General features: G+C 61.0%; 19 protein-coding genes. 14 read left to right on the plus strand and 5 right to left on the minus strand.

Annotation, left to right across the window (positions count from 1 at the left end; translation table 11 throughout):
* Nucleotides 1-34: 34 nt before the first annotated feature.
* Complete coding sequence (locus C0Z16_RS12660) at nt 35-685, minus strand: YceI family protein (RefSeq protein WP_102632490.1); 651 nt, start codon at nt 683-685, stop codon at nt 35-37.
* A gap of 107 nt (nt 686-792) precedes the next feature.
* On the opposite strand from C0Z16_RS12660, the gene C0Z16_RS12665 reads away from it, so the two are divergent.
* The 3 genes from C0Z16_RS12665 to C0Z16_RS12675 all read left to right on the plus strand — a co-directional run bounded on the left by C0Z16_RS12665 (nt 793) and on the right by C0Z16_RS12675 (nt 2,746).
* A complete protein-coding gene (locus tag C0Z16_RS12665) occupies nt 793-1,497 on the plus strand; it encodes a TetR/AcrR family transcriptional regulator (protein WP_102632491.1) in 705 nt (234 codons plus the stop codon).
* Nucleotides 1,498-1,529: 32 nt separating this feature from the next.
* A complete protein-coding gene (locus tag C0Z16_RS12670) occupies nt 1,530-2,009 on the plus strand; it encodes a nuclear transport factor 2 family protein (RefSeq protein ID WP_102632492.1) in 480 nt (159 codons plus the stop codon).
* A 218-nt stretch (nt 2,010-2,227) separates the two neighbouring features.
* Nucleotides 2,228-2,746 (plus strand): hypothetical protein, encoded by a 519-nt coding sequence (locus C0Z16_RS12675; RefSeq protein ID WP_102632493.1) that lies wholly within the window; start codon nt 2,228-2,230, stop codon nt 2,744-2,746.
* 22 nt (nt 2,747-2,768) lie between these two features.
* Here C0Z16_RS12675 and C0Z16_RS12680 read toward each other — a convergent pair whose 3' ends face one another.
* A complete protein-coding gene (locus C0Z16_RS12680; protein WP_102632494.1) occupies nt 2,769-3,155 on the minus strand; it encodes a nuclear transport factor 2 family protein in 387 nt (128 codons plus the stop codon).
* Nucleotides 3,156-3,728: 573 nt separating this feature from the next.
* On the opposite strand from C0Z16_RS12680, the gene C0Z16_RS12685 reads away from it, so the two are divergent.
* On the plus strand, nt 3,729-4,949 hold the full coding sequence (locus tag C0Z16_RS12685; RefSeq protein ID WP_102632495.1) for a diguanylate cyclase domain-containing protein: 1,221 nt from the start codon (nt 3,729-3,731) through the stop codon (nt 4,947-4,949).
* A 671-nt stretch (nt 4,950-5,620) separates the two neighbouring features.
* Here C0Z16_RS12685 and C0Z16_RS12690 read toward each other — a convergent pair.
* Complete coding sequence (locus tag C0Z16_RS12690) at nt 5,621-7,393, minus strand: phospholipase D-like domain-containing protein (protein WP_102632496.1); 1,773 nt, start codon at nt 7,391-7,393, stop codon at nt 5,621-5,623.
* A gap of 275 nt (nt 7,394-7,668) precedes the next feature.
* Here C0Z16_RS12690 and C0Z16_RS12695 point away from each other — a divergent pair, with 275 nt between their 5' ends.
* From C0Z16_RS12695 to C0Z16_RS12710, 4 genes are read left to right on the plus strand one after another with little or no spacing between them, the layout of a single operon-like run.
* Entirely contained in the window at nt 7,669-10,059 is a 2,391-nt protein-coding gene (locus C0Z16_RS12695; RefSeq protein ID WP_102632497.1) for a HAMP domain-containing protein, read from the plus strand.
* A 44-nt stretch (nt 10,060-10,103) separates the two neighbouring features.
* Entirely contained in the window at nt 10,104-10,838 is a 735-nt protein-coding gene (locus C0Z16_RS12700) for a methyl-accepting chemotaxis protein (RefSeq protein ID WP_102632498.1), read from the plus strand.
* Entirely contained in the window at nt 10,835-11,374 is a 540-nt protein-coding gene (locus C0Z16_RS12705; RefSeq protein ID WP_102632499.1) for a hypothetical protein, read from the plus strand. The genes C0Z16_RS12700 and C0Z16_RS12705 overlap by 4 nt, the downstream gene beginning before the upstream one ends.
* A gap of 32 nt (nt 11,375-11,406) precedes the next feature.
* Nucleotides 11,407-11,772 (plus strand): response regulator, encoded by a 366-nt coding sequence (locus C0Z16_RS12710; RefSeq protein ID WP_102632500.1) that lies wholly within the window; start codon nt 11,407-11,409, stop codon nt 11,770-11,772.
* 687 nt (nt 11,773-12,459) lie between these two features.
* Here the strand turns inward: C0Z16_RS12710 and C0Z16_RS12715 are convergent.
* Nucleotides 12,460-13,218: an SDR family oxidoreductase gene (locus tag C0Z16_RS12715; protein ID WP_102632501.1), complete on the minus strand. Its 759-nt coding sequence runs from the start codon at nt 13,216-13,218 to the stop codon at nt 12,460-12,462.
* 356 nt (nt 13,219-13,574) lie between these two features.
* On the opposite strand from C0Z16_RS12715, the gene C0Z16_RS12725 reads away from it, so the two are divergent.
* The 4 genes from C0Z16_RS12725 (at nt 13,575) to C0Z16_RS12740 (ending at nt 18,181) form a co-directional block, all read left to right on the plus strand.
* Nucleotides 13,575-14,513 carry a LysR family transcriptional regulator gene (locus C0Z16_RS12725; protein WP_102632503.1) on the plus strand — a complete coding sequence of 313 codons (939 nt, stop codon included), beginning with the start codon at nt 13,575-13,577 and terminating at the stop codon, nt 14,511-14,513.
* A gap of 119 nt (nt 14,514-14,632) precedes the next feature.
* Entirely contained in the window at nt 14,633-15,826 is a 1,194-nt protein-coding gene (locus tag C0Z16_RS12730) for a CaiB/BaiF CoA transferase family protein (protein WP_102632504.1), read from the plus strand.
* Nucleotides 15,823-16,788 carry a hydroxymethylglutaryl-CoA lyase gene (locus tag C0Z16_RS12735; RefSeq protein WP_102632505.1) on the plus strand — a complete coding sequence of 322 codons (966 nt, stop codon included), beginning with the start codon at nt 15,823-15,825 and terminating at the stop codon, nt 16,786-16,788. Before C0Z16_RS12730 ends, C0Z16_RS12735 begins: the two co-directional genes overlap by 4 nt.
* 61 nt (nt 16,789-16,849) lie before the next feature.
* On the plus strand, nt 16,850-18,181 hold the full coding sequence (locus tag C0Z16_RS12740; protein ID WP_102632506.1) for an MFS transporter: 1,332 nt from the start codon (nt 16,850-16,852) through the stop codon (nt 18,179-18,181).
* A gap of 1,085 nt (nt 18,182-19,266) precedes the next feature.
* On the opposite strand, the gene C0Z16_RS12745 is transcribed toward C0Z16_RS12740, so the two are convergent.
* Nucleotides 19,267-19,992: a GntR family transcriptional regulator gene (locus C0Z16_RS12745; protein ID WP_102632507.1), complete on the minus strand. Its 726-nt coding sequence runs from the start codon at nt 19,990-19,992 to the stop codon at nt 19,267-19,269.
* A 162-nt stretch (nt 19,993-20,154) separates the two neighbouring features.
* Between C0Z16_RS12745 and C0Z16_RS12750 the strand changes: the two genes are divergently transcribed.
* Both C0Z16_RS12750 and C0Z16_RS12755 read left to right on the plus strand, forming a co-directional pair.
* Nucleotides 20,155-21,375, plus strand: a complete 1,221-nt coding sequence (locus C0Z16_RS12750) for a pyridoxal-phosphate-dependent aminotransferase family protein (protein ID WP_102632508.1) — start codon at nt 20,155-20,157, stop codon at nt 21,373-21,375.
* Between the two features lie 279 nt (nt 21,376-21,654).
* Entirely contained in the window at nt 21,655-22,941 is a 1,287-nt protein-coding gene (locus C0Z16_RS12755) for an MFS transporter (RefSeq protein ID WP_102632509.1), read from the plus strand.
* Nucleotide 22,942 lies beyond the last annotated feature (1 nt).

The following is a 22,942-nucleotide window of genomic DNA, read 5'->3' on the forward strand; positions in this document are numbered from 1 at the left end:
GAGAACAATGCAGCCTACAACGCCCGCACTGCCCTCACGTGCCTGCGGGCGTTCTGGCAAATTCGGCCTGAATACGAACATGTACATCGTCGCCGACTGCCGGATACCACGTCGCTAAACCGAACTTCGCGCGACTGAAATGCCCGTCCGCGGAAAAGCCGAGCGTGTCTTTTTTCGTCAGCGGGTCGAACCCGAAACCGTTGAACGTGACCTCGAGCGCGACTGGCTGCGTGACCCCGTGAATGGTCAGATCGCCCGTCAACATGCCGCGCGCTTCGCCGGTGCGCTCGAATTTCGTACTGACGAAACGAATCTCCGGATAGCGTTCCACGTCGAGCAGGCTCTCGCTTTTCACCATCTTGTCGAGTAGCGGCACATTCGTGTCGATGCTCGCGGCGTCGATCGCGATAGACGTACTACTCCGATCGAGCCCGCCTTCGTGCCAGTCCAACTGCCCCGTCTTGCGATCGAAACGCATCGTAAAGCGCGAATACTTGAAGTGCTCGACGTCGAACGTAATGCTGCAATGGTCATGGTCGAGATCGTAGCGTCCCGCCGGTACGCGCGCCTCGTTCTGGCTGACCGAATGCGTGAGCACTTGCAGAGGCGTGCAGGCCATTGCCGTCAGCAGCGTTGCAGCAAGCAAAGCGCGCACGATCACGGCGCGGGCAGTCAATGTGCTCATGAATGGATTCCGGTTGATTCAGCGCGATCAAGATAACAGTTCGTGCGAGCCACACACAAAATGCGATAAACCTTGACGAAGGAGAATGACCGTTCTACCCTTTGCACATGGCAACGAATACGACTACCGAAAGAACCTTGGCGCCAGCACCGGCGCCCAGCGCACGTGACCGTCTGCTGGACGCTGCCGAAGCACTGATCTACGCGGGTGGCATTCATGCGACCGGCGTCGATGCCATCGTCAAGCAGTCCGGCACCGCGCGTAAAAGCTTCTACACGCATTTCGAATCGAAAGACGCGCTCGTCGCGGCCGCACTCGAACGGCGCGACGAACGCTGGATGAACTGGTTTATCGCGGGCACGCAGCGGCGCGGCACAACCGCGCGCAAACGGCTGCTCGGCATGTTCGACGTGTTAAGGGAATGGTTCGCGTCGCAAGATTTTCACGGCTGCGCGTTTCTGAATGCAGCGGGCGAGATCGCTTTCGCGGACGATCCGATCCGCGTCGTCGCGCGGGAACATAAGGAACACCTGCTGGCTTTTGTGCGGACGCAATGCGACGAGTTCGTCGCGGAATCGAATGGGGACGCGAAGCGCGCCGCGCGCTTGTCGCGTCAGTGGCTGGTCTTGCTCGACGGTGCGATCGCCGTGGCGCTCGTGAGCGGCGAGCCAGACGCCGCACTCGACGCGCAAGCCGCCGCCCAGACCTTGATCGACGTGCCGTCCATCGGCAAGCGAGATGCGTCCGCAAGCAACAAAGCCTCACGTCAATCTTCAAGCAAGCCCCCGCCATCCCGGCGGACCGCAACCTGATCCCAACCCGACCTGACAAGCGAGGAACCCTCATGGCCGATTCGATTGAAACCCGCCCGCCGGTGCCGCCGTTCACGCGTGAAACCGCAATCCAGAAAGTTCGCGCCGCTGAAGACGGCTGGAACACGCGCGACCCCGAACGCGTATCGCTCGCCTACACGCCGGACAGCGTGTGGCGCAACCGCGCCGAATTTACGCATGGCCGCGCGGAAATCGTCGGGCTGTTGCGCCGCAAATGGGCAAAGGAACTCGACTACCGTTTGATCAAGGAGTTGTGGGCATTCACCGATATCCGCATCGCCGTCCGCTTTGCCTACGAATGGCACGACGATTCGAACAACTGGTTCCGGTCGTACGGTAACGAGAACTGGGAGTTCGACGAACATGGCTTGATGGCTCGCCGTCACGCCAGCATCAACGATTTGCCGATCCGTGACGCCGACCGTCTGTACCACTGGCCGCTCGGCCGCCGCCCCGACGATCATCCGGGCCTCTCGGATCTCGGTCTGTAGACATTCGCCACACGACGTGAAGGCGCACGCCCGCCTTCACTGCTTTTCCATCAGTCCTCCGTTATGGTTGTGTAGCCGTTTGCCGGCACGTCTTGTGCCCGCAAGCCCGAGTGCGTCTTCAACATCGCATGAGTGGCTTGCGGTACAGTGCGCGACGGGCGGCACGCACAAATACCAGAACAGCATTACACCGGCGCTCGACCGGCGATGGAGAGGACATGCATCTTCGGCAGATCAGCAAGCACATTGGACACACAGTGTTCGCGCTCGTCGCGGGCCTCGCCGGCGCATCCGCGGCCCACGCGGCCAGCTGGTGCGAGGGTGGCGTATGGGCCGACGCAATGCTCGGCTCGTATCACATCAACCCCGACCCGGACACTCACTTCGAGCCGTTCAATCCGGGCCTCGGCGTCGAATGCTGGCTCAACAATCAATGGGCGCTGACGGCGGGCGGTTTTCGCAATTCGTTGAGCCGGCCTTCGTATTATGGTGGCGGCGTCTGGTCACCTGATTTCCTGCATTGGGGCATCGTGCGAATCGCGGCGATGGGCGGCATCATCTCGGGTTACAACTACGGCAACTGGGGACTCGGCCGCGACCATACGATCGGGCCGGTGCTCGCGCCGCTTGTCATGGTCGAATATAAGCGCGTGGGCGCGAACTTCATCGTGGTTCCGCCCATTCCGTCCGACCGCCTTCCGTTCACCATCGGCTTCCAGGTGAAGGTGAAGTTCTAGCCGCGTGTCGCGCAACATCAGGCTAGTGGCCGCCTCTCGATGCTGTATCGAAGAACTCAACGAACCGCGTCAGCACGCCGTTCTTGAGCGTCATCACGTGAATCCACTCGCTTTCGACCGCTTTGCCCGTCGATCGGATCGTGCCTTTCACGAAGCCGAGTATGACGATATTGTCTCCCGCGTCGATATATTCACGCGCTTCGAATAGCGCGATGTCGTCGCTTTCCGCCAGCGCCCTGAAGAATCCGGCTACCTCGTTCCTGTCGCGGCATTCTCTCGGAAACGGCATCGAGGCCGGACCGACGAGGCGCCATTCCACGTCCTCCGCGATGACCTCGAGTATCGCGGGAATGTCGCCCCGCTGAAACGCCTCATACATACCTTTGACCACTGACAGATTCGTGCTCATTGCTGTCTCCTTAAAAAGAATCGTATTGGCGGACGTGGCGGTTGTTCGTGGCAATCTGCGCGTGCGTTCAACTGCCGGGGTCGGCGAAGTTTGTGCACTAGCGGCTCTCGCGTCGAGCGTGCGGGCTCAGGCAAAAGCCTGTGCTCGGGTGCGCCGCAAATAGCTGGGGATTCGCTGGTGGCTCTATGAACATAGGCAAGCCTTGTCACGAAGTGAAGCGTTATTCGCGGCAGGTTGGAAGGCTTGTTTTGATTAAGTGCACCACACACGCGAGCCTTCACCAAGCCGTGTCGATTCGACGTTCCAGCTGTTATCCAAAGCACAGGACAAGGCGGTATAGCGCACGATTGTTCAGCCAAATCCTTTCGCACGCACTGCGTTAATGATGCGGCTGTATTTGCCGATAAACAGTAACCGCCGTCAGGACCGCAACGTCACCGAACAACATGCCTCTCATCTTTTTAACCGATATCGAAGAGCCGCCTGCCGATCCGCTTCCCGGCTTTACGAGAACCGCTCACGGCTCTCCAGTATCATTGCTTCCTTTGTCCCACCACCGCCTTGGAGCCTCTTGTGCCCGCGCGTTTGTTCCGCTCCGCGAAAGCTGACCGTAACCGTTTCATTGCGCTCTACGTCAGCATGGCCATTGGCTTGCTTGTCGCCGCCGGTCTGTTCGTGTACGAAGCGCGGATCATCGTCGCCGACGGTCTGCGCGACGAGGAAGCGTTCGCCGTGCTCGGCGCCGTGAACCGGGTGCTGCACGATCTGGAAAACGCGGAGACCGGCCAGCGCGGCTATCTGCTGACCGGCGATGAAAGCTACCTCGTGCCTTACCGACAGGGGATTCTCGATCTGGATGACACCGTGCTGCGGCTGCAGCAGGTGGCAGGCGGCGACGAAAGGTCTCTCGAACTCGTGCGCCGCGTCATGCATGGGAAGACGGACAAGGTGACGGAACTCGCGCGCACTATCGAACTGGCGCGCAGCGGCAACCGGGCAGCCGCCATCGCGCTCGTGCAGACGAACGAAGGCAAGCGTTATATGGATGCACTGCGCCAGGACCTCGGACTGTTGCTGAGCGACTGGCGCGAGAGGCGAAAGGTGGCCACACAGGACGCTCACGAACGCCTTATGTTCGGAAGCGCTGCGCTGGTAGCCATCGCTGTGCTGGTGTGCTGCCTGATGGTCTATACGATTTATGTGCAGCGGCGTGCGTTCGCCCGGGTGCATGCGTACTCGAATGCGCTCGATCAGCAAGCCGCCCAAGATACATTGACGGGACTTCCGAACCGCCGCCGGTTGCTTTCAGCCATCGACGCGCTCGCGGGCGACACCATGGCGGAGTCGCATCGAATTGCGCTTCTGTACCTCGATATCGACGGCTTCAAGAATGTCAACGACGCGATGGGCCATAGCGCAGGCGACGTATTGCTGCGCCGGCTCGGCGAATCGTTGCGAATAGCGACGAGGCAGAACGATATGCTGGCCCGCGTCGGTGGCGACGAGTTCGTGCTGCTCGCGAGCCATTGCGGTGACGACACGAAATTAAGAGAGCTCGCGGAGCGCCTCGTCTCGAGCGTTCGCGCCGTCGGCGACAAAGAGTACGGCGGCCGTTTTCCGATTGGCGTGAGCATCGGCATTGCCACCTTTCCCGATCGAGTCGGGACGATCGCGGGCTTGCTCGACGTCGCCGACGCCGCCATGTATGTGGCAAAGCGTAGTGGCCGCTCCAGGTACAGCTTCGGCGCCTCGCGAGGACCGGACCGCTCCAACGTCGTCAAGCTGATGCGATAGCGCATCGCAAGAACACACTGCCCGCGCTCGCATCCCGCCAAAGGGTGAGCAATTCCAGGATGGTGAGGAATTCCAGGAGACCCCATCACCTTCGACGCAAAGGTGAGACGTTCCAGGAGACGGCGCAGCGCTCGCAATGGTGAGTCATCCCAGGATTCTGGTCGCACCTTCAACAGTTCTGCGTGATTCAGGCGCAAAGGTGAGGAGTTCCAGGAGGTCGCCGCAAAGGTGAGCCATTCCAGGAGATGACTCATCGCTTTCAATCGCGCGTACCTGCGGGGACTGCCAATCTCCTTACCACAGGCGCAGAACTCGCTCGTTAGCAGGAAGGAAAGCCTCGCACCGTAGCGGCGCGCTATTGCGCAAGACCGCAACAACCTCGTCACGGTGCTCGACGCTCCGATTCCTGAAAACCTGTCGCGCACAGCTGGCACATGGAGTTCGCGCTCCGGACATGCTTTCGAGGCAGTCCAATCTCGTGGCGTTGTACAAGGTGTTGGGCGGTGGATGGGAGGGTGCCTGAAGCTGGTCGAGCGTGCTTAGGTGAGAAGATTCGGGAGCCGGCGAGGTGAGAATATGCGTACCTGTCGGCGCACTTTAATGTTTAAGGTGAGAGAATTCGGGAGCGTCGGTATCGGGCGTTTCATCTCTCACCGCTCGCATTTCTATTGTTAGTCCGCGCCGTGCGCGAGCGCAATGCGCGCCTTCGCTTCGGGGCTATTCGCGACGAAGTATTTCTTCGACCACGCGCCGTCTGGTGCAAGCATCAATCGCTCGTGAGCGCCGCCGTGCTGCTGACGGATCGCCAATGCGCGTGCTCGATAGTGCTCATAAAGCCGCAGAAACTCCGCGAGGTAACTGCTGGCAATCCGGCGGTCGCGAATCTCCAGCAGGTTCTCGTCGTTGAAATGCTCCGAGTTGTTGCTCATATTGGCTGAGCCTGTGTAGACGATCGGATTTGCGCCCTCGGCGTCGATCACCAGAAACTTGTGGTGAATGATCACAGGCGCATAACCCGGCGCGCTTTCCCCAGGAAAGAGGCGCAGCTCGGGCTCGAAGCCTGCCGGAACCGTTGCGGGTGAAAAGTATTCCGCATCGATCACGTCGTGCTTGTCGCGGCCACGGTGGTACAGATCCATGTTGGCGAGCGCGGTCGTCGTCACGATCTGTCCGTTTTTCCGGGCCTCTTCCGCTACTTCCGCCGATTTCGCGCCGATGTGATTGACGAGCCCAAACATCATCAGTCCTTTGTCGCCGGCCTCGAAGCAGGCGTCCCGCAGCGGCTCGTCTGTCGGCATGAAAAGACAGAACGCCACAGACTGCTTCGCATTCCTGATCGCTTCGACAATCGTATCGATCTGCAGGCGCGAGTTTTTCGGTTCCGGCGAGAAGCACACGCGCACCTTCGCGCTGCCGATCGTGACAGGCTCCGACCAACCGGGCGCGAGCTTCGCTGTATCGGCAATGCTGGGGTTGCTCGCGAGCGCCTCGGCGCGATTGCTATAAAGCGTGGCGAGTTCCGGCGAGTCGAACAGATGCAGCACGTTCGCCTGCTCCGTGATGCCCTCGATTGTGAAGTTTGCCGACCCTGTCAGCACGCGCGCGGGCACGGCTTGTCCATTGCCGTTGTCCGTGACGATGAACTTGTCATGCATGATGTGCGTCTTGTCGCGTGGCGCGAACGTGGCGGCATCGGCGAGCTGTTCGACGGCGGGTTGATTCGGCGATGGCGCCGGCGGCTTGCCCTTCTGCGACACTTCGTGCGAGTCGTATACGATCGCGAGCGACGCCTTGCCCTGCTTCGCGCCGAACTCTGCAAACGCCGGAATCGCCCAGAGCGGATCGGTCAGGTGATACACGGCCGAAGCCGCGCGATGCGCCTGCTTCAGCGTCAGCGCGAACACATCCTGTAAATCGTTCGCGAGCCAGGTGCGCAAGCGCAACGCCTGCTCCGCCGAAGGCGCCGCATCCGGCGCGAGATGCAGCGCCGCAACTTTGCGCGCAAATGCTTGCGAGCTGACCACCGCACGGTTGAACCACGTGCCGATGCCTGCCTCGATATGCGACGGCAACGTCAGCTTGCATTCGCCCTTCTGCGCGTCGAGCAGATGCAGCGCGCCCGGCGTACCGACAACCGGATACACGAGATACGTGAACGACTTCTCGCGGTCTGCTTCGTCGATACGTGCGTCCCACCACATGAACTTCTGGATCGGCGCCTCGTTGGTCGACGCGTCTTGTTGCGTGTCCGGCACGGCGCCGTTGAACGTGAGCCGGTTGGGCAGCCAACTGCTCGCTTCGCGCTGCCGTCCATCGGCGGAAAGAAAACCCGGCGTCCGCTTGATCGCGAAGCCGAGAAAATCGTCGCGCTTGCCGCCTTCGGGCCAATCGAACGCGAGTAATACGAGTGTCGGAGAGAGATAGCTGCGCACGCTGACGTTCATTGCGTCGCTCCATGGTGTCGGACGGAGTTTCAGTCTGGACGCGCAGTTTGTTGGAATAGTGACAATGCGCAATTTAATGACGATCAATTAACGGCATAGCCACGGAAAACTTGAGAAAAGAATTTGCGGCTTTGAATGCGCGGAAAAGAGTGTAGTCATCGCTTAGTAACACGGCTCGGCAATACTCGGCAGCGCTGCAAGCAGGGATCTTATTTCGCACAAAAACGCGCTGCTCCAAACGAGGGCGGACGCGAAGACCAGAATCCGGGGTTCACATGACTATTCGTCATCGCATCACGCTATTGGTTGCTTTGATGTTCGTCGCGTTGTCGGCGATCGGCGGCTACGCCGTTTATCAAACGCGCGGCAGCGCAGCCGAAGTGCGCAAAGTCACTGAAGGCGTGGTGCCCAGTGCGCTCGCTTCGGCCGACCTCGTATCGCAAGTGAAGGACGTCCAGCTCGCCACGATGACGCTGGTCTACGCTCCCGACGGCGACGTCGTCGCGCAGGCGCAGGACGAACTGAAGAAGAAAAGAATCGCGCTGCAACAGGCGCTCGCCGTGCAGGCGAGAGACGCCGCGAGTCACGCGCAAAAGGGCCTCGTTTCGCAGGCTGGCGACAGTCTCGGCAACTATTTCTCCGCCATTGCCGAGACGGCGAAAATGAAAGCGGACGGCAAGAATGAACTCGCGCAGGCGTATCTGTTCGCGAACGTCGCGCAGTATCGCGACGAAATGGAAGGAATTGTCGAAACGCTGCGCGTCGAGAAAAACCGCGAGAAGGATGAAGCGATCACCGCGCTCAACGCCACGCTCGCGACCACGACGACGGCAATCGCTGTCGTTACCGGCATTGCGATTATTTTGCTGACCGCAATTGGTGCATTGCTTTACCGTCAGATCACGCGCCCGCTTAGCCGCATGCAAGCGATGATGAGCGAGATCGCATCGAGCCAGGACTTCACGCGCCGCGTACCGGTGGGACGGCTCGATGAGATCGGCCATTCGATTGTCGCCTTCAACGGCATGATCGAAAAGATTCAGGAAAGCTCCGCGCAACTCAAGCAGAAAACCGCCGACATTCAGGCGATGTTGCAGAACATGCAGCAAGGCATCCTGACGGTGATCGACGGCGCTGTGATTCACGCCGAGTATTCGGCGTATCTGGAAGACATCTTCGAAACGAAGGATATTGCCGGGCGCGGGCTGATGGATCTCGTGTTCGCGGATACTGATCTGGGCGCTGACGCGTTGTCGCAAGTCGATGCCGCCGCGCATGCCTGCCTCGGTGAAGACTGCATCAACTTCGCGTTCAATCAGCATCTGCTGGTCGGCGAGATTTCGAAGCGCATGCCCGATGGCCGCGTGAAGATTCTCGATTTAAGCTGGTCCGCGATCACCGACGAAAACGACACCATCGTGCGCCTTATGCTCTGCGTGCGCGACGTGACGGAGTTGCGCAAGCTCGCGGCCGAAGCCAGCGAACAGCGTCGCCGTCTCGACATGATCGGCGAAATTCTGGCGGTCAGCGAAGAGAAGTTCCATCACTTCATCGAGAGCTCGGCGGGCTTTGTCAGCGAGAACGAGCGCATCATTCGCAAGCATTCGGAAGCGGACCATGCAGCAATTGCCGAACTGTTCCGCAACATGCATACCATCAAGGGCAATGCGCGCACGTATAACCTGCAGCATCTGACGGACGTGGTTCATGAAACGGAGCAGAGCTATCACGAACTGCGCCAGCCGGACGCGGACCGCTCGTGGGATCAGGAGCATCTGATGCAGGAGTTGACGCGTGTGCGCGAGGCAATCGAGAGCTACGCGAAGATCAACGAACAGAGTCTCGGCCGCAAGGGCAAAACGCAGCATAACGACGCGGGCGACGCGGGCCGCTACGTAATGGTCGAGAAGGAACAGATCCAGCGCACGTTGAATCTGCTCGACAAGACCGACGCACGCGATCTTCACGAGCTGCAAACCATGCGCGACACGCTGCGCCGGAATTTGCGCGCGCTAGGCAGCGAAAGCATCCGCGACGCGCTGTCCGGCGTGCTCGGGTCGCTGCCTTCGCTCGCGAGCGAGTTGGGCAAGCCGGCGCCGAGCGTGCATATCGACGATAACGGCTACCGTCTGCGTGGCCAGGCGGGCAGCACGCTGAATAACGTGTTCATGCATCTGCTGCGTAATTCTATGGATCACGGCATTGAAAGCGCCGAGGCTCGCAGCGCGCAAGGTAAGACGCCGGCTGGCTCGATATCGATCGAAGTCGGCGTGGACTGCGGCGCATTACAGATTACGCTTAGCGACGATGGCCGCGGTCTCGCGCTCGGACGGATTCGGGGGATTGCGACGGAACGCGGCTGGATTGGCTCCGAGGAAACGCGGGACGACGAAGCCATTGCAGAGTTCATATTCCGGCCTGGATTTTCGACGGCGGAGACGGTCACGGCAGTGTCGGGCCGCGGCGTCGGCATGGACGCCGTGCGCGACTTCCTGACGCGCGAAAACGGCAGCATCCAACTGCGCTTTACCGACGACCGCAAGGGCGCGGCGTTCCGTCAATTCCAGATGATCGTGAGTGTGCCAGACAGCGTTGCCGTCGATACGCTCGGCATCGAGGCTCGTAACGAACACGGCGAACTTCCGATCCACGCGATGACGTGCTGAGCACTGTTTGCGCCGCAGCTCGCGGCGCCCTTCAAGGAATGGTTGTGATTCAACAGTATTTATTGGCGGCGCTGACGGGCAGCGCAGTAACCGCATTGCTCGGATTCGCCGCGCATCGGCTGCACACAGCGAGGCTCACTGCGCGGCTGCATACCGAAGCGCAAGCGCGGATCGATTCGCTCAAGGCGGAGCAGAGCTCACCCGACGCATCGGCCCAGGAACGCGAGCGGGCCGAGCATGAGCTGCAAACGCAGACCGCCCATCTGCGCGCCGAATTGATGCAGCAATCGGCAACCGTCGACGAATTGCGCACGACGCTGAAAGCCGTTACCGAAGACAAAGCGCAGTTGGCGCAACAGGCCCGGCAGATCGCCAGCGAGGCCGCGCGCCTGAAAAGTCTCGGCGCGGCGTTCGAGCGTTGGCACGAACAAATGATTTCGCTGATGACGCAAAATCACGACATGCACGCAAAGAACCAGGAGCTGTCGTCGATCGTGCGGCATGTGGTGATCGTGTCGTTGAACGCGTCGATCGAAGCGGCGCGTGCCGGTCCCGCGGGCCGCGGCTTTGCGGTGGTGGCCGGCGAAGTGCGCACGCTCGCCGCGCGTTCTGAAGAGTTGTCCAAGAGCTATCGCGACAGTCTGCATCGCAATGACCTGACCACGACCTCGACGTTTCAGGACATTCAGGCGGGCGGCAAGATGATTGCGGCGTCGCTTGCCAGCGTGGAGTCGATGGCCAATCAGTTTCATTCGAAGCTGGACGAGGTGACGGCGTGATTACGGCGCACGCAAAAGACAGCTTCGAGCGCATTTTTCGCAAGGCCGCACAGGCGCGCTTGCCGTTGAGCCCCGACGACTGCTGCGAAATCGTGCCGATTGCGCAAGCCGACGCAGGCGCGACGCACCGCACCCAGGTTGTCGTGCTGACCATTTCGTCGATCGTGTTCAGGCTGCTGCTGATTCTTCACTTCGACGAAAACGACAGCACGCGCAACTACTACCTGAAAGACGCCGACGAGCGGCCGTTTCAGGAAGCGTTTCTGGAAATCTGCAACCTGTGCTGCGGGGCGATGAACCAGGAACTGCTGCGCTATTTTCCGGACCTCGGCATGTCGACGCCTTATGTGTTGAGCGCGCGTTGCTTGCCGCATCTGCATGAGCTGAAGCCGGGACTGCTGTCGTCGTATTCGGTGACGCTCGACGGCACCGCTCGGCTTGCCGCGACCGTGTGCGTCTGTGCGTCTGCGCCCGTCGACTTCATTGCGGACACCAGTGCCATTGAAGAAACCAGCGGTGAGCTGGAGTTGTTTTGATCGTCAACGGATTGTTGTGACAGGAAATAGATATGTCGAAAATTCTGGTAGTGGATGACTCAGGCGCGGTGCGCGATGAAGTGGCCAGCTTTCTGAAGAAGAACGGTCTTGATGTCGATACGGCGGTGGACGGCAAGGACGGTCTCGCGAAACTGAAGGCGAGTCCCGGAATCCGGCTCGTGATCAGCGACGTCAACATGCCGAACATGGACGGCCTCACGATGGTTGAAAAGATTCGCGGCGAACTCGCGAACAAGACCGTCAACGTCATCATGCTGACAACGGAAAGCAGCCCTGCGATGAAAGAGCGCGGCAAGGCGGCGGGCGTTAAGGGCTGGATCGTGAAGCCGTTCAAGGGCGACGCGGTTCTCGAGACGTTTCGCAAGCTCGCGGGCTAAATGCGTTTGCTTGCGCTGCTGGCGCGAGTGTCTGCCCTGGCCAAAGGTGAGGGTTTTCGGGAGCGGCTCGGTGAGCTTCCTTAACGCTGGTGTTGCGCCCTTTCCTGCCGCTGAAATGCGCTAAATGTGCGAGATGTCCAGCCGGCGCGGCGATGAAAGCAGGTCCTAAGGCCGCTTCGCCGGTTCAAAGGTGAGGAAATTCAGGAGCCAATGAGTCGTTTAAGGATCCGTGAGCGACTGGATTGCCGGGGCCTCACCGTCGCATGTGTACGAAGCAGCGGGTCGTGAGTCGCCGCATATCGAACACCGAGCGTAAAACCTCTTACCTGGGTATGCAGATCATTGGTGCCCTCCCAAAGGTGAGAGTTTTCGGGAATCGTCTGTCGACGCACTGCGGTGCGGCGCCCAGTAAGGCTTTGCGGCCTGTCCCTCAGATCCAAAGGTGAGGGTTTTCGGGAGTCGTCCAATCCCGCATTTCGTCGGGACTGGTACGCTGCGTGTGAAAGGTGAGGGTTTTCGGGATCGTACGGTTCAGCGCTTGCCTTGCGAACGCGTCGTGTCGAGCGACGCTGAATACCGTTGCACATACAGCGCAATTCGCGCGATGACCCGTGACAAAAGCCCATAAATCGTCTGCGCGTGCGCTCAAAGGTGAGACTTTTCGGGAGCCACGATAGTCGCGACGCCTCAAGCTGATTTCGCCATCTCGCGGATGTCGGCCACGGGTGTCTTACCGAATGCATCGCTGAGCGCGTAGTCGAGCAATTGAGCCGCGGCTTGCTCGGGCGTCGACAACCGACCGCTGCGCTTGAGGTCTTCGAACTTCTCGCGCATGGGGAACTGCTCTATGTCGGTGCCGCGAATTTCCGCCTGCATGTTTGTATCGATCACACCCGGCGCGAGACTGCAAATACGCAGCGCGCGGTTTGTGTCGAGTGCGACGGCGCGCGCATGATGATCGAGCGCGGCCTTCGTCGCGCAGTAGACGCTCCAGCCGGCGTATGCCTTGCGTGCCGCGCCACTCGAAATATGCACGATGCGCCGATCGCTTGCGTCCGGGCTCGCTGCGGCGAGCGCACTCGCCAGCATCAGCGGCGTAGCCACGTTGAGACTCACCGCGGTGGCGATGGACGCCGCGTCCTGCTCTTCGACCCGACCTATCGGCTGCACCATGCCCGCGTTGTTGATCAGCAAGACGGTGTGCGCGCCGCTGACAAACGCACGCAGCGCGTCGGTCGCCAGCCATTGCGCGACGCGGGTGGAATCGGCCAGTTCGAGCTCGATCTCTTCTAGCAACGCAGGAAAGCGCTGTTTGAGCGATGCATGACGCGAGCGGGCGAGGCCGAGCACGGCGACATCGCGTGCGAGCAGTTGTTCAGCGAGCGCCGCGCCGAGGCCGCGCGTATGTCCGGTGACGATGGCGCGGATCGGAGAAGATGAGTTCATGGCGTTCCTTGATTGTTAGGCTTGAGCACGCCGTTATCTTCTCACGCATGTTTCTGTCGCGCAGCGGCGGAGCTCGCGCGCAATTCTTTCAGGTTGCGCGAAAGCGCTCACGGTATTGCGTCGGCGTTACGCCGATTCTTTTCATGAAGACGATACGCATGCGGTCCGCAGTGATTCCTTTGACGATGGAAGCTGCAGTACAAAAGTGCGCCGCAATCGAGCATACCAAACGCGCTTTTGCGCCGCACGTTGAGCGCGTTTCGTTGATCCAGGCTTTCACGCATTGAAGGACTACGCGGCGGCTGCGCGGCTGCATATGGGATGATTACCGCTGACCGAACTCACGGCGCCGCGCCATGGTGATCAAAAACCTGCTTCGCAAGCTCGACCTCACTACGCTCCAACTTTTCCTCGCCGTCTACGAAGAAGGCACGCTCACGCGCGCCGCGGAGCGCGAGGCGATTGCCGTGTCCGCCGCGAGCAAGCGCCTGCTCGAACTCGAACAGGCGGTGGGCGCCACGCTGTTTCAGCGCAACGCGCGGGGCATGACGCTCACACCCGCCGGCGAAACGCTGCTGCATCACGCACGGCGCGTGATGCGCGACATCGAAAATATCGGCATAGAACTGGCGGGCCACGCGAGCGGCGTGCGCGGCTATGTGCGGATGATGGCCAACCTGTCCGCCATCGTCGAATTCCTGCCCGAAGATCTGCGCGCATTCCAGTTGCAGCATGAGCGTGTGAAGCTCGACCTCGAAGAGCGGCCGAGCGGTGGCGTGGTCGAAGCAGTCGACGACAGCCTTGCCGACCTCGGCATCTGCTCCGGCGACGCGGATACGCGCGATCTGCACGTCGAGCACTACCGGCGCGATTCTCTGGTGCTGGTGATGCGCGACGATCATCCATTGGCAACACGCGAGAGCGTGACCTTCGCCGAAACGCTCGACGGCGATCACGTCGGCCTCCACGCCGCGAGTTCCATCAACGCGCGCACGCATATGGCCGCGCGTCAGGCCGGCAAGCCGTTGCGGCTGCGCATCCACGTGCCCGGTTTCGACGCGGTTTGCCGGATGGTGCAAGCTGGCATGGGCGTCGGCGTGTTGCCGCAAAAGGTGTATCAACTCATGGGCCGTCCTCTTGGGCTGGTCGGCGCGCCGCTCGAAGACGACTGGTCCGAACGCAGCCTCGTGCTCGTGGTGCGCGACGTCGATGCGTTGTCGCCGGTGAGCCGTCTGCTGTTCGATCATCTGCGTTCGGTGGAAGCGTCGGAAGGCCCGCCAACGCCAGCGGCATGAACCCGCGCTGCGCCTGAGCGTTCGCCGTTCGCGAACGGTCGTTGGCGAATTGCGGTTGGACGCTGCCGCGGCATGCCATCAAGCTGTCTCTCAACAGAAAACTGCATCGGAGACAGCACATGGGTGGACCCCTTCAGGGTATCCGCGTCGTCGAGATCGGAACTCTTATTGCCGCGCCGTTCGCCGCGCGCCTCATGGCCGAGTTCGGCGCCGACGTCGTCAAGATCGAAGCGCCACACACCGGCGATCCGCTTCGCAAATGGCGCAAGCTGCACGAAGGCACCTCGCTCTGGTGGTATCTGCAGTCGCGCAACAAGAAGTCGGTTTGCGTGAATCTCAAGTCAGCCGATGGTGTAGAGGTCGTCAAGCGGCTTGCGGCTGAGGCCGATGTCGTGATCGAAAACCTTCGTCCCGGCGCGCTCGAAAAACTCGGCATAGGCTGGGATGTGCTGCATGCGATCAATCCGAAACTGACGATGGTCCGCATTTCCGGCTATGGCCAGTCGGGTCCATATCGCGACCGACCGGGCTTCGGCGCGATCGGCGAGGCGATGGGCGGCATTCGCTATACGACGGGTGAAGTGGACGGCGCGCCGGCGCGCGTCGGCGTGAGTCTTGGCGATTCGCTCGCTTCGCTGCACGGCGTGATCGGCGCGTTGATGTCGCTGCTTCGCGTGAAGACAGGACAAGGCGAAGGCCAGGTGGTCGATGTGTCGCTCGTCGAAAGCGTCTTCAATCTGATGGAAAGCCTGGTGCCGGAATACGACCTGCTCGGCCACGTGCGTGAGCGCAGCGGCGGCGCGTTGCCAGGCATTGCGCCGTCCAACACGTATCCCACTGAAGACGACGGCTACGTCGTGATCGCCGGCAACAGCGATCCGATTTTCCGGCGGCTGATGCAGGTGATTGGTCGCGCCGATCTCGCCGACGATCCGGCGCTCGCTCACAACGACGGCCGCGCCAAACACTGCGCGATGCTCGACGAGGCCATCGCCGCATGGACCTCGCACCATTCCACCGACGACGTGCTCGCCGCGCTTGAACGCGCGGAAGTGCCGGCGGGACGCATCTATTCAGTGGCGGACATCGTCGCCGATCCGCACTACCAGGCGCGCGATATGTTGCTGCAGGCGCAATTGCCGGGCGGCGCGTCGGTGAAGATGCCGGGCATCGTGCCGAAGCTGTCGGATACGCCAGGCAAAGTGCGCTGGCAAGGTCCCGCGCTCGGTGAACATACCGGCAGCGTGCTGCGCGAACTTGGTTTTGCAAGCGAAGAAATCGAGCGGCTGCGCCGCGAAGGAGCCGTGCAATGAACCACGCGTCGAACCACGTATCGAACACGCCGTTTGCAGACAAGCTGATCGTGCAGGAAGTCGCGCCGCGCGACGGCTTGCAGATCGAACCCACATGGGTCGATACCGCCGACAAGGTCGCATTGATCAATGCGCTCTCCACGGCAGGCTTTACGCGCATCGAGGCGGGCTCGTTCGTGTCGCCGAAAGCGATTCCCGCATTGCGCGACGGCGACGCGGTGTTCCAGCGGATCGAGCGGCACGCGGGCGTGATTTACGTGGCGCTGGTACCGAACCTGAAGGGCGCCGAGCGCGCGCTCGCTGCAAAGGCTGACGAACTCAACCTCGTGATGTCGGCAAGTCAAACGCACAACCGCGCGAACATGCGCATGAGTTGCGAATCGTCGCTGACGGCGTTTGGCGACATCGTGCGTCACGTGAAGGGTTCGGGTGTGCTGCTCAATGCATCGGTGGCGACCGCGTTCGGCTGCCCGTTCGAAGGCACGATCGACGAGGATCGCGTGATCGGCATTGTCGACACGTATCGCGAGATGGGTATCGAGGGCATCACACTCGCCGATACCACCGGCATGGCGAACCCGCGCCAGGTGACGCGGCTTGTCGCGCGGGTGCTTGAACGGGTGGAGCCCTCGGCGCTCACGCTGCACTTTCACAACACGCGCGGGCTTGGGCTCGCCAACGTGCTGGCCGCCTATGAAGCCGGCGCGCGCCGCTTCGACGCCGCGTTGGGCGGCCTCGGCGGTTGTCCGTTCGCCCCGGGTGCATCGGGCAACATCTGCACGGAAGATCTCGTGAACATGTGCGACGAAACGGGCATTCGCACCGGGATCAATCTGGAGAAGCTGCTTGCGCTGTCGCGAGCACTGCCCGCCTTGCTCGGTCACGACGTGCCGGGGCAAGTGGCGAAGGCGGGGCGCAATAGCGACTTGCATCCCGTGCCGGACTACGTGTTGCAAATCTGAAGTTTTCCTTGATCCACTAAACGACCGGACGGCACTGCCGAATCCGGCAATGGAGACGAACATGAGTGACCTGGGCGCAATTGCAACCGGCGGCCGTGAGCAAAGCGCGGATGGCGCCGCGGCCATCATCCGCAAAGTGGCGTGGCGGCTGATGCCGCTGATCATGATCTGCTACCTGTTTGCGTTTTTTGACCGCATCAATATCAGCTTCGCGAAGTTCCAGTTACAAAGCGATCTCGGCTTGTCCGATACCGCGTATGGTCTCGGCGCGAGCCTGTTCGTGATCGGCTATGTATTGTTCGAAGTGCCAAGCAATCTGTTCCTGTACAAGGTCGGCGCGCGGCGCTGGATCGCACGGATCATGATTTCGTGGGGACTGGCGACGGCGGCAATGGTGTTCGTCAGCAACGAATGGCAGTTCTACGGGCTGCGCTTTGTGATCGGCGCAATGGAAGCGGGCTTCGCTCCGGGCGTACTGTATTACCTCACGCTGTGGTTTCCGCCGAGCTATCGCGGACGTATCACGTCGATGCTGTTTCTCGCGTCGGCGTTCTCGGGGCTGGTCGGTGCGCCGCTTGCGGGGCTCGTCATCGGGCATATGAACGGCGTGCTAGGCATGCCGGGTTGGCACTGGCTGTTCCTGCTCGGCGGGCTGCCTTGTGTGCTGCTTGGTTATCTCGTGTTGAAGCTGCTGAAGGACCGCATCGAGGACGCGAACTGGCTGTCTCCCGCTGAAAAGTCATTTCTGGCCGAGCAGATCGCGCAGCAAAGCCGTCATCCGGACACGGGGCATTCGTTGCTCGGGGCGATCAGGACGCCCGGCTTTCTCACGCTGGGGCTCATCTACTTCCTGATTCAGGTGGCGTCGTACGGATTGAATTTCTGGACGCCGCATCTGATCCGCGTGGCGGGCACGCATAATCCGACGCTGATCGGTTTGCTTACGGCGGTACCTTATGTGTGCGGCGCGATCTGCATGGTGGTGGTGGGGCGTTTGTCCGACGCGACGGGCGAGCGGCGCAAATTCGTTTTCGGCTTGCTCGTGACGTCGGCAATTGGATTCTTTGCCGCGGGCTTCTTCGACAAGCAGACCGGATTCCTGATCGTCGCATTGGCTGTGATGGGCGCGGGCGTGGTGGCGTCGATACCGGCATTCTGGGCGTTGCCACCGAAGCTGGTCACTGGAGCAGGCGCGGCCGGCGGCATCGCGTTGATCAATACGCTCGGACAGTTGGGCGGAATCGTAAGCCCGATCATGGTCGGGCGAGTGCGGGATTTGACTGGCAGCACCACGCCGGCGTTATATGTGATCGGCGCGATGAGTCTGGTTTGCGCGGTGATCGTATTGCGTGGGTTGCCGGAGTCGCTGCGACGCAGGGACGGGGTGCGGTGAGGGAGCGGATTTTCGGGCGATGCCGTGTCGGGTTGCCCGCAGTGGAGACAGCGCGGGATTGAGGTGTCGGGTCAAGTACTTGGCGTTTGTTTGCGGAGGTTGTCCACAGGCTTCTGAACAGATTCTGTGGACAACTTTGGAGGTTGGGCTTGCCGCCGATGTCCTGCGGGCTTCACGTCGGTCCTGTTCGTGCACAGGTGGCGCCACGAGGGCGGCTTTGGCCATTGCATGATGCCTTGCGCGGCGCGCATATGCAGAAAGTGTCTCGCGGTCCTGACGCAATGAAAACCTGATTTCGGCAGTTGCCGGATTTCGTGATCGTCATCTTCCTTATACAGCGCCTGTGCCTTAACGGGTACAACCGTTAAGGATGACTACGGAAAGCCGCAGGCATGGCGACCGGAAACAGTTCATGCAGTGGCCGCCCGATGGGCGGCACAGCTAACGGCATGCACAGTTCACGAAGTCGCCGTTCATACGCAACGGCCCTCGGGGCGGTGCCCCATGTCAATCTGAATTTTCCGCATGCTTCTTCCCGTCATTCCTGCATAACCCGCTCGGCTGCCCGCCCGGGCCGGCGCGCACATCATGCCGGGCGCCATCGCGACGCAGAACGGTATCCCGCAGATCAACATCAATCGGCCCTCCGTGCTGGCGTCTCGATGAACATGTATGGCCAGTTCAACGCGCAGAAGAACGGCACGACCCCGAACAATTCGCCGGCCATCGTGCAGACGCAGCAGGCTGGCATGATTAACGGCAAGTCGCTCATTACATCGCTAGAAAGCGTACAAGCGTCAGTCGGGGCACGATCCAGTCGCTTGGCGGTTATCGGTAGCCCTCGCCGAACAGCGCGGCATCTATCGAATATCAGGGCGCCATTTGCTACGGCGAACTGCTGAACGGGGCGATGTACGCGACATTGATCCGGCCGGCTACAACCGGGTCGCTGCAGATTTCATCGGCCAGCGTGAGGCGCCGCGCTGGGGCAGTAGTGGATGAGCGCCGGCCGTGTTTTAGCCCTGCGCAAAAGCTTCCCTAACCCTACCGACCCTACCGGCGGGGTCGCCATAAACCCGTTACCCTCAAGCCTTCAACCCCGACCCCGCCACCTCTTCCCGCGACTGCACTTGCAAAACCGCATCCCGCTTATCGAGCAGATGCTGCCGCAGAATCGCGCTCAGCCTTTTCCCATCCCGCGCCTCGAGAGCCTTCAACATCTCGTCGTGATCGTGGATTGCGCGGTCCCACTTCGGAATCTGAAAGTTCGACCTGAAGCGCAGCGCCTGCAAGCGCCGGTTCACCGCGATGTAAGTTTGCCGCAGCGCTGAATTTCGCGCGGCTTCATTGATCTTGTCGTGAATCGCCTGATTGCGGCTGTAGTAGCCGGCCAGGTCGTTTTGCGCGCGGCAGGCGAGCATCGCGTAATGCAGTGCCTTGATCTCAGCGAGCTCGGCCGCCGTCATGCGCTCCGCCGCGAGTTCGCCTGAGAAAGCCTCCAGACCGCTCATCAATTCAAAGGTCTCGCGCAACTCGGCCTCGGACATCTTCGACACCGACGCGCCCCGGTTCGGCGAAATCTCGATCAGCCCTTCAGCAGCGAGCACCTTGAGCGCCTCGCGCAACGGCGTGCGGGAGATGCCGAGCGTTTCACACAACTCGCGCTCGTTCAGTTTCTTGCCGGGTTCCAGCACGCCTTCGACGATAAAGCGGCGAATGTGCTCGACCACCGTGTCATGCAAGCGCTGACGCTCCACCTTCGGCAATACCGACGATGCCGCTAGGCCTGCGTCAAATTCCGAATTTTGCATACAAACGTCCCTCGTGCCTCGTTGGATGTGATTTTATCCGAACCGCGTCGACGACGTAAGCGCGCGGGTAAACACCGGTCTCACAGCCCTGTTTTCGTCTTTCGCTCGGCCAAGTTCGTCTGATATAGTTTTTTGCATGCAAAATTCAATCGGAGGAACCCAATGCTGAAGTTAGATTTTCATCCCGCCGGCCGTCACTTCCTGCAGATTCCGGGGCCGAGCCCCGTGCCCGACCGCATCCTCCGGGCGATGAGCTATCCGACCGTCGACCACCGCGGCCCCGAGTTCGGCGAACTGGGTCTGAAGGTGCTCGACGGGATCAAGAAGATCTTCAAGACGCAGCAGCCCGTGGTGATCTACCCCGCGTCCGGCACCGGCGCATGGGAAGCGGCGCTCTCGAACACGCTGAGCCGCGGCGATCATGTGCTGATGTTCGAAACGGGCCACTTCGCAACACTCTGGAAAAAAATGGCGGAGAGCCTTGGGCTAAAGCCCGAGTTCCTCGGTTTGCCAGGCATCGAAGGCTGGCGGCGCGGAGTTCAACCGCAAATGATCGAAGAGCGTCTGCGCGCCGACACGCAGCACGCGATCAAGGCGGTGTGCGTCGTTCACAACGAAACATCGACGGGCGTGACTTCCGACATCGCCGCCGTGCGCCGCGCAATCGACGCCGTGGGTCACCCCGCGCTGTTGCTCGTCGACACCATTTCGGGGCTCGCTTGTGCAGATTATCGCCACGACGAATGGGGTGTCGACGTCACCGTTTCAGGTTCGCAAAAGGGCTTGATGCTGCCGCCGGGCATCAGCTTCAACGCGATTTCGCCGAAGGCCGTGGCCGCCAGCAAGCACGCTAAACTGCCGCGCAGCTTCTGGGACTGGAGCGAAATCGTCGAAATGAACAAGACCGGCTATTGGCCGTACACGCCGAACACGAACCTGCTGTATGGCCTTCACGAAGCGCTCGAAATGATTCTCGGCGAAGGGCTCGACAACGTCTTCGCGCGTCACGAGCGTCTCGCGGAAGCGACTCGTCGCGCGGTGCGTGCGTGGGGTCTCGAGATTCAGTGCGCCGATCCGGCGGTGTATAGCCCGGTGCTGACCGGCGTGATGATGCCCGAGGGCGTCGATGCCGACGCGGTGCGCAAGCTGATCTACGAACGCTTCGACATGTCGCTCGGCACGGGCCTCGGCAAGATGAAAGGCCGCATGTTCCGCATCGGTCATCTGGGCGACTGCAACGACCTGACACTGCTCGCGACGCTGGCTGGCTGCGAAATGGGCTTGCGGCTCGCGGGCGTGCCGCTTAAGGAAAGCGGCTTGCCTGCCGCTATGGACTGGTTGAGCGAGCCGACGCAAGCCTCCGGTTTAAGGGCGGCAGCCTGAGCGAGCCGGCATAAACGCCAGCATCAAACGCCAGGCAGCCGCGCTGAGTGGGAAACGCGCAAGCAAACGCACAAGCAAACGCGCAGAAAAAAGCGCGCAGCCAAACGAAGGCCAAGAATCAACGAAAGCAAGCATCAACGAAAGTCAGTTCCTTCATGAAGCCGCGCACAGAATGCGGCCCTGAACAACATGCGATGTTCCCGCGGCGCGCGCCGCCGCGGCAACGACGAAGCGCGTCATTTCAGGCGCGCCGTCGATACATGCAAATGGAGAGAGACGATGAAGCGGTTTCGTGTAACGAGTGCGACCAGTATCGTTCTAGTGATGCTGTGCATCATGTACTTCATCACTTACCTCGACCGCGTCAACGTCAGTACGGCGGCGGCGGGTTTCGGCAAGGAATTCCATCTTTCGCATACGGAAGTCGGCCTGGTGTTCTCGGCCTTTGCTTATCCGTATCTGCTGTTTCAGATCATCGGCGGTTGGGTGAGCGACCGGTTCGGCGCAAGACGCACACTGCTCGCATGCGGCGCGATCTGGGGCATCGCCACGTTGCTGACCGGTTTCGCCGGCGGCCTCGTCTCCTTGCTGGCGGCGCGCGTGCTGCTCGGCTTCGGTGAGGGCGCAACGTTTCCGGCTGCGACATCCGCAATGGCGCGCTGGGTCGCTAAAGAAAAACGCGGCTTCGCGCAGGGCATCACGCATGCCGCGTCGCGCATCGGCAATGCGGTCGCGCCTGGCCTCATCGTGCTCGTGATGGCGAGCTGGGGCTGGCGTGAATCGTTTTACATCTGCGGGGCGTTCAGCTTGTTGTGGGTCGTCGTATGGGCGTTCACGTTCACCGAGCATCCAAAAGATCACCCGCGTATTACGAAGGAAGAACTCGAGATCCTGCCCGCTCCGAAGGTGAAGTCGGCAGGGGTGCCTTGGGGCAAGCTGTTTCGCCGGATGGCGCCGGTCACGATCGTGTACTTCTGCTACGGCTGGACCTTGTGGCTGTTCCTGAGCTGGATCCCTCAATACTTCCTGCACAGCTATCACCTGGAATTGAAGAAGTCGGCGATCTTCGCTTCGGTCGTGTTCCTGGCGGGCGTGGTGGGCGATACGCTCGGCGGCATCGTGACCGACTACATCTTCAAACGCACCGGCAGCCTGAAGCGCGCACGTAGCTGGATGGTGTCGGTGTGCATGATGTTCTGCCTGCTGTCGTTGATTCCGCTGATGTTCACCCACAGCCTGTATCTGTCGATGGCGTGTCTCGCGTCGGGCTTCTTCTTCGCCGAGATGACGATTGGACCGATGTGGGCGATCCCCATGGACATCGCACCGGAAGCCTCGGGCACGGCGAGCGGCATGATGAACACGGGCTCGGCGCTCGCGGCGATCATCTCGCCGGTGGTGGGCGGCTTCCTGATCGACTACTTCGGCAACTGGGAGTTGCCGTTCGTCGGCAGCATGCTGTTGATGGCGCTCGGTGTCGTGCTGGCGTTCCGCATGCAACCGGAAAGCAAGTTCGCCAACGGTCCTGCGGACAAGGGGCAGGTCTCCACCAGCATGGGCATGTAAG

It is taken from the genome of Paraburkholderia rhynchosiae, assembly GCF_002879865.1.
Lineage (GTDB): Bacteria > Pseudomonadota > Gammaproteobacteria > Burkholderiales > Burkholderiaceae > Paraburkholderia > Paraburkholderia rhynchosiae.

Bases quoted from the DNA above. Each gene is read 5' to 3' on its own strand.
- C0Z16_RS12695 (WP_102632497.1), top strand. From the start codon at position 7,669: ATGACTATTCGTCATCGCATCACGCTATTGGTTGCTTTGATGTTCGTC.
- C0Z16_RS12680 (WP_102632494.1), bottom strand. From the start codon at position 3,155: ATGAGCACGAATCTGTCAGTGGTCAAAGGTATGTATGAGGCGTTTCAG.
- C0Z16_RS12755 (WP_102632509.1), top strand. From the start codon at position 21,655: ATGAAGCGGTTTCGTGTAACGAGTGCGACCAGTATCGTTCTAGTGATG.
- C0Z16_RS12745 (WP_102632507.1), bottom strand. From the start codon at position 19,992: ATGCAAAATTCGGAATTTGACGCAGGCCTAGCGGCATCGTCGGTATTG.
- C0Z16_RS12675 (WP_102632493.1), top strand. From the start codon at position 2,228: ATGCATCTTCGGCAGATCAGCAAGCACATTGGACACACAGTGTTCGCG.
- C0Z16_RS12710 (WP_102632500.1), top strand. From the start codon at position 11,407: ATGTCGAAAATTCTGGTAGTGGATGACTCAGGCGCGGTGCGCGATGAA.
- C0Z16_RS12670 (WP_102632492.1), top strand. From the start codon at position 1,530: ATGGCCGATTCGATTGAAACCCGCCCGCCGGTGCCGCCGTTCACGCGT.
- C0Z16_RS12690 (WP_102632496.1), bottom strand. From the start codon at position 7,393: ATGAACGTCAGCGTGCGCAGCTATCTCTCTCCGACACTCGTATTACTC.
- C0Z16_RS12740 (WP_102632506.1), top strand. From the start codon at position 16,850: ATGAGTGACCTGGGCGCAATTGCAACCGGCGGCCGTGAGCAAAGCGCG.
- C0Z16_RS12665 (WP_102632491.1), top strand. From the start codon at position 793: ATGGCAACGAATACGACTACCGAAAGAACCTTGGCGCCAGCACCGGCG.
- C0Z16_RS12730 (WP_102632504.1), top strand. From the start codon at position 14,633: ATGGGTGGACCCCTTCAGGGTATCCGCGTCGTCGAGATCGGAACTCTT.
- C0Z16_RS12750 (WP_102632508.1), top strand. From the start codon at position 20,155: ATGCTGAAGTTAGATTTTCATCCCGCCGGCCGTCACTTCCTGCAGATT.
- C0Z16_RS12735 (WP_102632505.1), top strand. From the start codon at position 15,823: ATGAACCACGCGTCGAACCACGTATCGAACACGCCGTTTGCAGACAAG.
- C0Z16_RS12725 (WP_102632503.1), top strand. From the start codon at position 13,575: ATGGTGATCAAAAACCTGCTTCGCAAGCTCGACCTCACTACGCTCCAA.
- C0Z16_RS12715 (WP_102632501.1), bottom strand. From the start codon at position 13,218: ATGAACTCATCTTCTCCGATCCGCGCCATCGTCACCGGACATACGCGC.
- C0Z16_RS12660 (WP_102632490.1), bottom strand. From the start codon at position 685: ATGAGCACATTGACTGCCCGCGCCGTGATCGTGCGCGCTTTGCTTGCT.